This window comes from uncultured Methylobacterium sp. (genome assembly GCF_964251405.1).
Taxonomy (GTDB): domain Bacteria; phylum Pseudomonadota; class Alphaproteobacteria; order Rhizobiales; family Beijerinckiaceae; genus Methylobacterium.
Map to the genome: position 1 here is coordinate 13,556 of NZ_CAXUJR010000030.1, position 11,232 is coordinate 24,787.

An 11,232-nucleotide genomic window follows, 5' to 3' on the forward strand; every position below is an offset into this window, starting at 1 on the left:
GGGATCGGGCTGGACGAACCCGGGACGGAGCCGGTGCTGCTCGACGTCCTCGCGCAGGTCGGCCGCGGCAGCCTCGCGCTCGGGCGGATCTACGAGGGTCACGTCAACGCCCTCTCCCTGGTCCTGCGTTATGCGAAAGGACCGGTCAGGGACCGCCTCGCCGCCGATGCCCGCGCCGGGCACCTGTTCGGTGTCTGGAACACGCAGCCACAGGCCGGCCTGACGATCGAAGGCGATGGCGAGCGACGCTTGCTGTCGGGCCGCAAGTCCTTCGCGTCCGGAGCGGGCTCCGTCACGCGCCCCCTCGTCACCGCTCGGCTGCCGGACGGGCGTCAGCAGATGCTGGTGGTCGATCTCGAACCCGGCGAGCGGGCGTGTCTGTCGAGCTGGCGGGCCCACGGCATGCGGGCGTCCCATTCCGGCACCCTCGACTTCTCGGGCCTCGCGGTCGGGCCGGACGCGCTGATCGGCGAACCCGACGACTACTTTGCCGAGCCGGCTTTCTCCGGGGGGGCTTGGCGCTTCACGGCGGTCCAGCTCGGCGGCATCGAGGCGATGTTCGACGCCCTCCGGCAGCATCTCACGCGCACGGGCCGCGGCGGCGACCCGCATCAGCGGGCGCGCGTCGGCGAGGCGGCGATCGCGGTTGAGACGGCGCGGCTCTTCGTCGGGCGGGCAGCTGCCCTCGTAGGCGACGCGGCGGCGGATCCCGATCGAACCATCGCCTACGTGAACCTTGCCCGCATCGCCGTGGAACGGGCCGGCCTCGACGTGCTGGAGCGGGCCCAGCGATCAGTCGGGCTCGCCGGCTTCCTCGAACCGCATCCGCTGGAACGGCTCTCCCGCGATCTCGCGACGTACCTGCGCCAGCCAGGGCCGGACCGGGCCCTTGACCACGCCGCCGCCTACGTGCTGGCTGCGGAAAGCCCTGCCGACGACCTCTGGCACGGACCGACCCTTCCATGAGCCCACGCGCATGAGCCGCCACGTCGATACCGTTCCGGCGGACTACTTCGCCAATCTCTATGCCTCGAACCCCGACCCGTGGGGCTTCGCCACGAGTTCCTACGAGCACGAGAAGTACGACGCGACCCTCGCGAGCCTGCCGCGCGAGACCTATGGGTCGGCTCTCGAGATCGGCTGCTCTATCGGCGTGCTGACGCAAAGGCTCGCGCAATGCTGCACCCGCCTCCTGGCCCTCGACGTGGCTCCGTCCGCCCTCGATACCGCCCGGGCGCGGTGCGCCGATCTCGCTCACGTTCGCTTCGAACAGGCCGCGATCCCATCGCAATGGCCGGAGGGGCGCTTCGATCTGATCGTCCTGTCCGAAGTCCTCTATTTCCTGAGCCACGACGACATCGCCGCCAGCGTCGCCCTCATGCGGGCCGCCTTCGAACCGGGCGGGCATCTCCTCCTCGTGCATTGGCTTGGGGAGACCCATTATCCCCTCACCGGCGACGAGGCCGCCGAAGCCGTCGTCAAGCTCGGAGACGGCTGGCTCGACGTCGTGCACCAGGAGCGAGCTCCGCTCTACCGAATCGACGTGCTGCAGGCACGTACGGACCCGTCGGAGACGCGATGAGGCAGGAGCCGGGCGCTCGCGCGATCGTCCACCGGCATCCGCTCTGGGTGAGGCTGACCCATTGGACCAGCGCGGTCGCCTTCGTGCTGCTCCTCGTCAGCGGCGTGGCGATCCTGCTCGCGCTGCCGCGCCTGTTCTGGGGCGAGACCGGAGCGAACGACGCTCCGGCCGCCTTCGTGCTGCCTCTGCCGGTGAACCTCGAACAGACCGGGTGGGGCCGCAACCTGCATTTCCTGGCCGGGTGGATCCTGGTGCTCAACGGGGGCGCCTACCTCGTACTCGGGCTCGTCAGCGGGCATCTGCGCCGCGCGCTCCTTCCGGACCGGGACCAACTGGCGCCCCGACACCTTGCCCGCGAGCTGGCCGACCATGCCCGCCTCAGGCCGGCCCGGGGGCGCGAGGCCCTTCGCTACAACGCCCTCCAGAAGCTCGCCTATCTCGTCGTCATCTTCATCCTGTTCCCGCTGATGGTGCTCACCGGGCTGACGATGTCGCCCGGCGTCACCGCGGCCTTCCCCGAGCTGTTCACGCTCTTCGGCGGGCGGCAATCGGCGCGCACGATTCACTTCATGGCGGCCTGCCTCCTCGTCTTCTTCCTCGTCGTACATGTCGGGCAGGTCTTCATCGCCGGTGCGGGCAACCTGATGCGCGCCATGATCACCGGCCGCTTCGCGGTCCCACGGGAGCAGGCCGATGCGTGAGGCCAGCCTGTCGCGCCGCCGCCTGCTCACCGGCTCGGCCACCCTCCTGGGTGCCGGCCTCGTCGGCGGTTGCGAAGCGCCCGCTCTGCGCGATCTCACGAGCCCCTACGGCCTGAGCAACAGCCTCACCTTCGCCGTCCAGCGCTGGCTCCTGCGTGGTCAGCCGCTTGCCCGCGAGTTCGGTCCCGAGGCGATCTCCGCGGTGTTTCCCACCATCAACACCACCGATCCGGACGACCCGGGTTACCGGCGCGCGAAGACCTCGGGTTTCGCCGATTGGCGCCTGCCGGTCGGTGGGCTGGTGGAACGGCCCGGGTCGTTCTCGCTTGCCGACCTCAGGGCGATGCCGTCACGCACGCAGATCACGCTGCATAGCTGCGAGCAGGGATGGTCGGCGATCGGCGGCTGGACCGGCGTGCCGCTCGCCCACCTTCTGGCCCATGTCGGCCTGAAGCCACAGGCGCGGTTCATCGTGATGCGCAGCGTCGACGGATGGTGGGACAGCTACGACCTGTTCGACGCGCTCCACCCACAGACGATCCTGGCCTATGGGATGAACGGCGCCGACCTGCCAGTCGCCCACGGCGCGCCCCTGCGTCTGCGCGTCGAGCGCCAGCTCGGCTACAAGAGCCTGAAGTACCTCACCGGCATCGAAGCGGTCGAGCGCATCGACGGCCTTGGTCAGGGACGCGGCAGCATGGTCGCCGAGCTTGGTTTTCCCTGGTACGCGGGCATCTGACGCTTTCGCGGGACGTCCTGGTCTCGACCGATCATTGGGGAAGTCCTAGCCGATCCGTCGCCTCGGCCGGCCGAAAGCCATCGAGCCCCTGCGTGGACGGCGTCGCACCCGCCCGGCAGGCCGCGACGTAGGTGAGGACGCCCGCGACCGCTCGCTCGGAATAGGGCTTGGCGATCACGCCGAGCGCACCGGCGAAGTCGTCCGGGATACGCTTCTCGTTGGCGGTCATGAACACCACCGTGATCCGCGGATCGGCACTGAGAGCCCGGGCGACGTCGATACCCGTCGGTCCGTCGATGAGATGAACGTCCACCAGCGCGACGTCCGGATGGGTGGAACGTCCCAGCGCGATCGCCTCGGATGCGCCCACCGCCATTCCGACCACCTCGTGACCGAGATCGCTGAGCAACCAGCCGAGTTCGAGGGCGATCAACGCCTCGTCCTCGACCACGAGGATGCGCAGAGACGTCATGACGCCGAATGAGTCGGCATGGAATCAAGCATCCTTGAGCTTGATCCCATCGAGGGGAACCCGGATCGCGACGAGCGTCCCCGGATTCGGCTCCGTCCACTCGATCGTGCCGCGCAACTGGCGCACGACCATCTCGACCAGGGAGCGGCCGAACCCGGCCGGGTTCGGCGGGCCGGCACTCAGACCGACCCCGTCGTCCTCAATTCGGATATGCAGGGCCTCGTCGTCCCTTCTGGCACTGATCGAGACCCGCCCTTCACGGTTCTCCGGGAAAGCGTGGCGGATGGCGTTGGTCGCCAGCTCGTGCACCAGGAGCGCGAGCGGCGCCGCCATGGCGGCCGAGACGGCGACCTCGTCGAACTCGGCACTCACCGTGGTGCGGGTGCCATCCACTCCCGCCATGAGATCGCCCAGGAAGTCGTCGGCGAAGTCCTTGATGTTGAAACGCGTCGCATCGCCGGCCGAGTACAGCATCCGATGCACGGTGGAGAGCGCGCCGACCCGTTCGGCCATGCCCTGGAGCGCATCGCGGGCCTCGCCCACGGGCGTGCGCCGGGCTTTCAGCAGCATCAGGGACGAGATGACCTGAAGGTTGTTCTTGACCCGATGGTCGACCTCGTGGAGCAGCGCCGTCTTCTGCTCGAGGGCCGCTTGGAGTGCCGCCGTGCGCTCGTTGACCTGCCGCTCGAGTTCGGCGTGCGACTGAGCCATCGCGGTTTCGAGGCGGTGCTTCTCGGTCATGTCGGCCTGGGCCGCGAAGTAATAGGCCACCTTGCCCGCACGGTCATGCACCGGGGCGATGGTCATGCCGTTCCAGAAGGTCGAGCCGTCCTTCCTGTAGTTGAGGAGCTCGACCTCCACGGGCTTTCCTGCGGCGATCGCCTCGCTGATGCGCCGGACCGAATCGGGATCCGTGTCCTCGCCCTGGAGCATGCTGCAATTGTGGCCCTCCAGCTCGTGGCGCCCGTAACCCGTGAGAGCCAGGAAGGCATCGTTGACCCAGACGATCGGGTTGTCGAACCGGCGCGGATCGGTCACCACCATCGGCGTCAGGCTGGCGCTGAACGCCGCAGCGAAAGCGGCTGAATCGAAGGTCAGCTCCGCGCCGGCCGGCGCGGTCTCGTCGGTCGTCCGTCGTGCCATGCCGGCGGTCGCCTCCATTCCTCTGTGGTCTGCCGCACCTCCGTCGATGTCATCGTCGGGATACTGCCCCTCCGACTTCACCTTGAAAACGTCCGGTCGTTGCGCGTCAATCGACATGATGAGGATATGCTATCGAAAGCCCTGGTTCGTGACGGGGCATGTGACTGTGGCTGGCGGATCTTCGCGTCCCGGGCATCATCACATCGTAAGGTCTCTGCCGGAGAAACGCCGATCATGGTTCGTCGGCCTGGGCCAACGGCTGCCACGATTGTTCGGGATCAAGGTCCCCAGACCCTCGGGAGTTCCATCACATGGCTGACGGCCTCGTGCCCTCGAAGAAATTCGGCCTGCGCGACGTGGTGGAGGATTCGCGTGTCGTGCTGATGCTGGCGCTCGGCTTCGCCTGCGGGCTGCCGATCCTGCTCGTGTTCTCGACCCTGTCGGCCTGGCTCGCCACCGCTGGCATCCAGCGCACCAGCATCGGCCTCCTCAGCTATGTCTCCTTCGCCTACTCACTGAAGTTCCTTTGGGCGCCGGTGATCGACCGGCTCGACTTGCCGATCCTCGCGCGCTGGCTCGGGCGGAGGCGAGCCTGGATGGTGCTGGCGCAGCTCGTCGTCGCGGCCGGCCTTGTCGGCATGAGCATGGGCGAGCCGAGCCAGGGACTCACCTTCATCGTCGTCTGCGCCCTCATCACGGCCTTCGCCTCGGCGACGCAGGACATCGTCGTCGACGGCTGGCGCATCGATGCCGCGCCCACCGAGCGCCAGGGCGTGATGCTCGGCGCCTACCAGCTCGGCTACGCCGTGGCCCGCGCCTTCGCGGGGGCGGGAGCGCTCTACATCGCGCAAGGAGTGGGCTGGTCGGCCGCCTACGGGGCGATGGCCGTCCTCATGCTCGTAGGGCTCGTCGGCGCGCTCGCCGCCCCGCGTCAGGATTCGCCGCCGGTGACGGGCGGGCGCCGTTCGGTCGGCCAGACCCTGCGGATCGCCGTCGTCGAGCCGTTCAGCGACCTCGTCCGGCGCAAGGGGGTGAGGCTCATCCTGATCCTGTCACTCATCATGCTCTACCGGCTGCCCGACATCATCTCCGGCGTCATGGCGCAGCCGTTCTACATCGAGCAGGGGTTCTCGCTGGCCGAGATCGCCAACGTCACCAAGATCTACGGCGTCATCATCGGCATCGTCGGGGCGCTCGCAGGGGGCTATTGCGTGCTGCGCTTCGGGATGCAGTCGACGCTGCTGGCCGGCGGTATCGCGGCGGCGGCCTCGAACCTCATGTTCTCCTGGCTTGCGCTCAACGGCCACGACACGCCGCTCTTCGTCGCCAGCATCTCGATCGACAACTTCGCCGGCAACTTCGCCGGCACGGCACTGATCGCCTACATGTCGAGCCTGACCTCCTCCGCCTTCGTGGCGACGCAATACGCGCTGCTCTCCTCGCTCTACGCCCTGCCGGGCAAGTTCGTCGGCGGGTTCTCGGGCTACATGGTCGACTACTTCGGCTATCCGAACTTCTTCGCGGTATCGGCCGGTATCGGCATCCCCGTCGCCCTCCTGTGCATCGCGCTCACCTTGCTCGGCGAGGGCAGGGCGACGCCGGAGCCGGTGGGGCCGATACCCGAGGAGGAGGCCATCGCCGCCAAGGCGTGAGCGGAGTTCCGACGCGGAACCAAATCAGGACGCGAGCCTTGCCACCGGCGACGGTCCTTTTCCCGAAGACCAGCGAGAGACAGCCGTGCGAGACACCACCGTGACCGACATCACCCCGTCCAGCCATGCGGCCGAGACCCGGATCTTGCCGACGCGAACCGCCGAGCTACCCGACCTGTCCGCTAGTGATCGCGACGCCCTACGCCGGGCCGTGCTCGCCCTGGAGAAGCCGGGCCTCGCCGCCCGGCTCTCGGCCGCCGCCGGCGCCCCCATCGACATGATCGGCCGCGCCCTTCCGGCCCCCGTCACCGACATGGTGGCCCGGTCCACGGAAGCGGCCATGCGCACGGCACTCAGGATCGCCTTGGCCTCGCTCCCCGCGGCATCTCCGGCCCCCGGTCAGGGCCTGATCGAGGCGCCCGTGCCGGGCCGCTTCGACTGGATGCTCGGATCGAGCGAGAACCGGCACAAGGTCTTCGCCGGCCTTTCGGGCGCGGTCGGCGGGGCCTTCGGCCTCACGACGCTGGCCGTCGAGCTGCCGCTCTCCACCACCCTGATGCTGCGCTCCATCGCGGAGATCGCGAGGGAGGAGGGCGAGGACCTCGGAAATCCCGAGAACGCTCTGGCCTGCGTCCAGGTCTTCGCCCTGGGCGGCCGTGCCGGGGCGGAGTCGGCGCCCAGCGACAGCGGGTATTTCGCCGTGCGGGCAACTCTCGCCAAGACCATGGCCGAGGCGGCGCGCTACGCCGGCAACCGGGCGCTGCTCGACGAGGCCGCTCCGGCTCTCATCCGCTTCTCGGCGCAGATCGCCTCCCGCTTCGGCATCGTCGTCTCGCAGAAGGTCGCGGCTCAGGCGGTGCCGATCCTGGGGGCGATGGGAGGGGCGGCGGTGAACGTCGCCTTCATGGATCACTTCCAATCGACCGCGCGAGCCCACTTCACGGTGCGGCGGCTGGAGCGGACCTATGGCCAGGCGACGGTCCGGGCGGCCTACGAGATCGAGAAGGCCTCTCTCGTCTCCTGATCCTGGGCTGTGCCCTCAGGGTAGGGGCCTAACCCTCCGCACACCATGATTCGCTTGAAGTTTCTGATCTCCATCGTCTTTTTACCTTGACCGTGGTTCGCTCAACGGGATGATCCTGAAGACAGCCGTTTCGGCTGCCGATCCCGCAAAGGCCGACCATGAACCGCCGCTCCATCGTGCCCGTCCTCGCGGCGCTTCTTCTGTCGCCCCTGGCCGCGGCGCCTGGACACGCCGCCGATCGAACTCTGTTCGAGCGCGTGAAGGGCTGGGAGATCGAGCGCGATGCGGGCGCGACGGACAACCATCCCTGCATCGTCAGCAAGAGCTGGAAGGACAAGAACGACGGCAATGCCGAGAACGCTATCGTCTTCGCGTTCATGGACGACGCCGTCGCCATCTCACTCGGCTACCAGAACTGGACGTGGGACAAGGACGAATCCGTCACGATACCGCTCCTCATCGACGACAAGGTCGTCAATCCGAAATCGACCTGGACCGGCGACGGCGCCATCCTGGCGACCAAGCTGCCGGCCACGATGATGGCGCGCCTCGTCCCGGCCAAGAAGATCGTCCTGCGCTTCAAGGATGGGCCGGCCTGGTTCGAGCTCGCCGGCCTTCCCGAGGCCATGGAATCCCTCAAGCGCTGCGAAGCCGCGAGCGTGCCCGCCAACCCGCCGGCCGCCGCGATGCCGAGTGATGGCCACATGAAGGCCTATGCGTTCGGCATCATGACCCAGGACGTCATCAAGGAATGCGACGTCAAGACGACGGGCGTGCAGCGCGCCGCCGTCGACGCGAAGGTCGCGATCCTCAAGCCGGAGATGACGCCCGTCGATGCACCGCTGCGGGAATCACTGAAGACCCGCCCCGAGCGCTGCCCTCCCCATGCGGCTGCCGCCGCGACCTTCGAGGAAAACCTGCAGGCCTTCGTCGCCCAGCCGATCGACGACTTCGTCGCCATGATGGACCGTAAGGAGGCGGAGAAGACGGCTGCGGCTGAGAAGAAGGCTGCGGAGGGGAAGCTGTAACCGTCGCGCCGAGGCTGCGCCACCAAGGCTGACTCGCCGACGCGGCGAGCCTAGCCGCGATAGCGCCCCTTGAGCAACGCGTAGACCAGCCTCGCGGTCTGCACCTCGCCACCCTCCGGCCGGCCCGGCTTGGAACTCGGGTTCCAGCCGTAAAGGTCGAAATGCACGTGCGCCTTGGTCTTGGGTGCAAAGCGCCTCAGGAACAGGGCCGCGGTGATCGCCCCCGCGAAGGGTCCGCCCGAGACGTTATTGATGTCGGCCACCTTCGAATCGAGTAGGCTCGCATAGGGAGCGTGCAGCGGCATCCGCCAGACCGGGTCCATGGCGGCCTCGCCGGCCCGCATCACGGCGTCGGCCAGGGCGTCGTCCTCGGTGAAGTAGGCCGGGAGGTCGGGTCCCAAAGCGACCCGGGCCGCACCCGTGAGGGTGGCGAAGTCGATGAGGAGGTCGGGAGTCTCGGCATCCGCGAGCGCCAGGGCATCGGCGAGGATGAGGCGCCCCTCGGCATCGGTGTTGCCGACCTCGACGCTGAGGCCCGCCCGGCTCCGGACCACGTCGCCGGGCCTGAAGGCGTCGCCCGAGACGGCATTCTCCACCGCCGGGATGAGCAGGCGCAGGCGGATCGGTAATCCGGCCCCCATGATCATGTCGGCGGCGGCCAGCGACGCGGCGGCTCCGCCCATGTCCTTCTTCATGAGGAGCATGCCGCTCGACGGCTTGATGTCGAGCCCGCCGGTATCGAACGCGACGCCCTTGCCGACGAGGATCACCAACGGCGCATCGGGCGCCCCCCAAGTCAGGTCGATGAGGCGGGGCGCCCGGGGCGAGGCCGCGCCCACGGCGTGGATCAGGGGGAACTCGCGCGCGAGGTCCTCGCCGAGTGTGACGGCAAGGGCGGCCCCGTGCCGTGCGGCGAGGTCCCGCGTGGCAGCCTCGATCTCGGCAGGGCCGAGGTCGTTGGCCGGGGTGTTGACGAGGTCGCGACCCATGGCCACGGCCGACGCGATCCGGACGATCTCGCCGGCGTCGACACCATCGGGCGCCACGAGGGCGGGGCCCGCGCGTCCCGTCTTGTAGCGAGTGAAGCGGTAGCTGCCGAGCAGCCAGGCGAGGGTGGCCTCGGCGGGGTCGAAGGCTGCGTCCTCGACGTCGAAACGATAGTTGCCCGGCGGCAGCAGCCCCGGCAGCTTGCCGGCGATCAGGCGGTCGCCACCCGGCTCGCCAAATCCATTGCCTCCTCCCTTGCCCACGCCGTAGAGCACCCGCGCCAGCGTGCCGTCCTCGCCCGGCAGCAGCACGAGCCGCCCGGCCTTCGGTGCGAAATCCACCGCCGCGCAATAGGCCCGGTGCTGCGGAGCCAAGGCCTCCCGCATCGCCGGCCAGCACTCCTTCGACAGGCACGTCACCGGGACGGCAGGGGTTCCGGGAGGCAGGAGGGCGGGCATGGGACTGGGCGGGAGATCAGGCGAGTGACGGGTCATGAGCCGGCGATGCGTGGGAGGGCGGGATCGAAGGCGGCGGGTTAACCGCCAATTAGGGTTAACGCACTACCACCAGCGGACCGGCAGCGTGAAGCGCGTGACCGGGCAGCTCGTTCGGAGTGCGTCATGGTCACGCCTAGGCCCCGGTCCATGCCAGTCCTGGCCACCCTATCGCGCGCTCCATGTCTCGGCATCGTCCTGGCGGGGCTCCTGCTCGGCGGGTGCCAGTCGCGCTCTCCCGAAACCACTGGCTCGATCGGAAAGCCCTCCCTGTCGCTCTTCGGCGGGGGGCGGGACCGTTCCGTGGTGACGCGACGCGACGTCGATGCGCTCGGCGAGAAATACGCCGCCGATCCCGGCGATGTCGGCCTGGCGCTCCGCTACTCGCAGGCCCTGCGCGCCACGGACCAGCGGCCGCAGGCCGTCGCGGTGCTGCAGCAGGTCGCCCTGCGCAACCCGAAGAATACGGTGGTCCTGGCCGCCTACGGAAAGGCCCTCTCCGATGTCGGCCGCCTCACCGAAGCCGCCGACGTGCTCCAGAACGCCCATACGCCGGCCCGGCCGGATTGGCGCGTGCTTTCCGCGCAAGGGGCGGTGGCGGACCAGCTCGGCGACCACCGCCGCGCCCAGGCCTTCTACGAGGCCGCCCTCAAGATCGAGCCCGACGAACCCTCGGTGATGTCCAATCTCGGCCTGTCCTACGCGCTCGGCCGCCAGTTGGAGCCGGCCGAGGCCATTCTGCGTCAGGCCGCAGCCTTGCCGCGAGCCGATGGCCGGGTGCGCCAGAACCTGGCCCTCGTGCTCGGCCTGCGCGGCAAGCTCGCCGAGGCGGAGGAGATCTCCCGCCGCGACCTGCCGCCGGAGGTCGCTGCCGCGAATACCGCCTCCCTTCGAGCCTTCGCGGCAAAGCCCGGCAATGCAGCGGCCGACAAGCGCAGGACCGTCGGCGATCCGAGGACGGCGAATGCGGATCGCCCGCGCGGCTGAGCGTCCTACCCGGGTGCCGGTCGCTGGAATCGGTACGCCGCACGCGGCATAAGCATCCGACCCCTCACCCCGGGGCTCGGAGAACGGCCGGCATGAATTCCGATACCGACAGCAGTTCTGGCCCCCTCGGCACCACGGCGTCCCCGCCGGCTCTGGACGACGAGACCCTCGCCTTCGCCGGCCGCGTCTTCCAGTTCGCCCGGATGGGGCACGCCGACGAGCTGTCCGAGCTGTTCGGGCAGGGGCTGCCGGCCAACCTGCGCAACGACAAGGGCGACAGCCTCCTGATGCTCGCCGCCTATAACGGGCAGGCGGAGACGGCCAAGGTCATCCTCGACCATGGCGGCGACCCCGAGCTCGCCAACGACCGCGGACAGACGCCGCTCGCCGGAGCTGCCTTCAAGGGCGACGTCGCGATGGCGC

The 11,232-nt window shown here is 69.0% G+C and carries 12 protein-coding genes; 9 read left to right on the plus strand and 3 right to left on the minus strand.

Translation table 11 applies throughout. The features are described 5' to 3' along the window. From ACFE7U_RS07895 to ACFE7U_RS07910, 4 genes are all read left to right on the plus strand, one after another. Nucleotides 1-966, plus strand: a 966-nt coding sequence (locus tag ACFE7U_RS07895) for an acyl-CoA dehydrogenase family protein (protein WP_375409184.1), incomplete at its 5' end; no start/stop codon positions are given. 10 nt (nt 967-976) lie between these two features. Next, nucleotides 977-1,582 (plus strand): class I SAM-dependent DNA methyltransferase, encoded by a 606-nt coding sequence (locus ACFE7U_RS07900; protein WP_375409185.1) that lies wholly within the window; start codon nt 977-979, stop codon nt 1,580-1,582. After that, complete coding sequence (locus tag ACFE7U_RS07905; RefSeq protein WP_375409186.1) at nt 1,579-2,283, plus strand: cytochrome b/b6 domain-containing protein; 705 nt, start codon at nt 1,579-1,581, stop codon at nt 2,281-2,283. Before ACFE7U_RS07900 ends, ACFE7U_RS07905 begins: the two co-directional genes overlap by 4 nt. Continuing rightward, nucleotides 2,276-3,022 (plus strand): molybdopterin-dependent oxidoreductase, encoded by a 747-nt coding sequence (locus tag ACFE7U_RS07910; protein ID WP_375409187.1) that lies wholly within the window; start codon nt 2,276-2,278, stop codon nt 3,020-3,022. The genes ACFE7U_RS07905 and ACFE7U_RS07910 overlap by 8 nt, the downstream gene beginning before the upstream one ends. Nucleotides 3,023-3,053: 31 nt before the next feature. Here ACFE7U_RS07910 and ACFE7U_RS07915 read toward each other — a convergent pair whose 3' ends face one another. Both ACFE7U_RS07915 and ACFE7U_RS07920 read right to left on the minus strand, forming a co-directional pair. Beyond that, on the minus strand, nt 3,054-3,494 hold the full coding sequence (locus ACFE7U_RS07915) for a response regulator (protein WP_375409188.1): 441 nt from the start codon (nt 3,492-3,494) through the stop codon (nt 3,054-3,056). A 24-nt stretch (nt 3,495-3,518) separates the two neighbouring features. After that, nucleotides 3,519-4,637, minus strand: coding sequence for a PAS domain-containing protein (locus ACFE7U_RS07920; protein WP_375409189.1), 1,119 nt, complete (start codon nt 4,635-4,637; stop codon nt 3,519-3,521). Between the two features lie 311 nt (nt 4,638-4,948). Here ACFE7U_RS07920 and ACFE7U_RS07925 point away from each other — a divergent pair, with 311 nt between their 5' ends. From ACFE7U_RS07925 to ACFE7U_RS07935, 3 genes are all read left to right on the plus strand, one after another. Next, nucleotides 4,949-6,289 (plus strand): MFS transporter, encoded by a 1,341-nt coding sequence (locus ACFE7U_RS07925; protein ID WP_375409190.1) that lies wholly within the window; start codon nt 4,949-4,951, stop codon nt 6,287-6,289. Nucleotides 6,290-6,398: 109 nt separating this feature from the next. Then, nucleotides 6,399-7,313 carry an EcsC family protein gene (locus ACFE7U_RS07930; RefSeq protein ID WP_375409204.1) on the plus strand — a complete coding sequence of 305 codons (915 nt, stop codon included), beginning with the start codon at nt 6,399-6,401 and terminating at the stop codon, nt 7,311-7,313. Nucleotides 7,314-7,471: 158 nt separating this feature from the next. Beyond that, nucleotides 7,472-8,341, plus strand: coding sequence for a hypothetical protein (locus ACFE7U_RS07935; RefSeq protein WP_375409191.1), 870 nt, complete (start codon nt 7,472-7,474; stop codon nt 8,339-8,341). 50 nt (nt 8,342-8,391) lie between these two features. Here the strand turns inward: ACFE7U_RS07935 and ACFE7U_RS07940 are convergent, their stop codons facing one another. After that, the gene (locus tag ACFE7U_RS07940) at nt 8,392-9,786 is read right to left on the minus strand and encodes a M17 family metallopeptidase (RefSeq protein WP_375409192.1); all 1,395 of its coding nucleotides are present in this window, start codon (nt 9,784-9,786) and stop codon (nt 8,392-8,394) included. A 186-nt stretch (nt 9,787-9,972) separates the two neighbouring features. On the opposite strand from ACFE7U_RS07940, the gene ACFE7U_RS07945 reads away from it, so the two are divergent. Together ACFE7U_RS07945 and ACFE7U_RS07950 are read left to right on the plus strand one after the other, a co-directional pair. Then, a complete protein-coding gene (locus ACFE7U_RS07945; protein ID WP_375409193.1) occupies nt 9,973-10,809 on the plus strand; it encodes a hypothetical protein in 837 nt (278 codons plus the stop codon). Nucleotides 10,810-10,901: 92 nt separating this feature from the next. Further along, a partial coding sequence (locus ACFE7U_RS07950) for an ankyrin repeat domain-containing protein (RefSeq protein WP_375409194.1) occupies nt 10,902-11,232 on the plus strand: 331 nt, incomplete at its 3' end.